The organism is Streptomyces sp. AC627_RSS907, from assembly GCF_019049165.1.
Map to the genome: position 1 here is coordinate 1 of NZ_JAGMUE010000803.1, position 636 is coordinate 636.

Consider the following 636-nt stretch of genomic DNA (forward strand, 5'->3'; position numbering starts at 1 on the left):
CGGCGTGGTCGAGCGCCCGGCGCAGGTTGGCTCCCTCGTCGTCCAGGCGCTCAAGCCAGTGCCGCTGCTCGGGCCCGCGCAGCCGGGGCGCGACCCGTTCCGCGAGGTCGGCGTAGTACCGGCCGTGCCGCTCGCGCACGGCGTCCGCCTCGCCGGCCGCGCGCAGCCGCTCCGCGCCGTACGCGCTCACCGACTCCAGGAGCCGGTAGCGCGGGCCCGTCGGCCCGTCGTCCAGCACCACCAGGGACCGTTCCACCAGCCGGGCGAGCACGTCGAGCACCCGGCCGGAGCCGTCCTGTCCCGCGACCGCCGCCTGGCCGCACACGGCCTCGGCCGCCTCCGGCGTGCAGCCGCCCGCGAAGACGGCGAGTTGGCGCAGCACGGCGCGCTCGGGGTCGGTCAGCAGGCCCCAGCTCCAGTCGATCATCGTGCGCAGGGTGCGGTGGCGGGCGGGGGCGTCGCGGTGGCCGCCGGAGAGGAGGGTGAGCCGTTCGTCGAGGCGCGCGGCGAGCCCGTGCACGCCCAGCGTGCGCACCCGGGCCGCCGCCAACTCCAGGGCCAGCGGCAGGCCGTCCAGGCGGCGGCAGAGCGCCGCGACGGCCGGGGCGTTGGCCGCCGTGAGGGCGAAGCCGGGGG

General features: G+C 79.1%; 1 pseudogene. It reads right to left on the reverse strand.

Annotated elements, in window-relative coordinates:
- Positions 1-636, reverse strand: a pseudogene (locus KUM32_RS38725) (AfsR/SARP family transcriptional regulator); the annotation flags it as partial.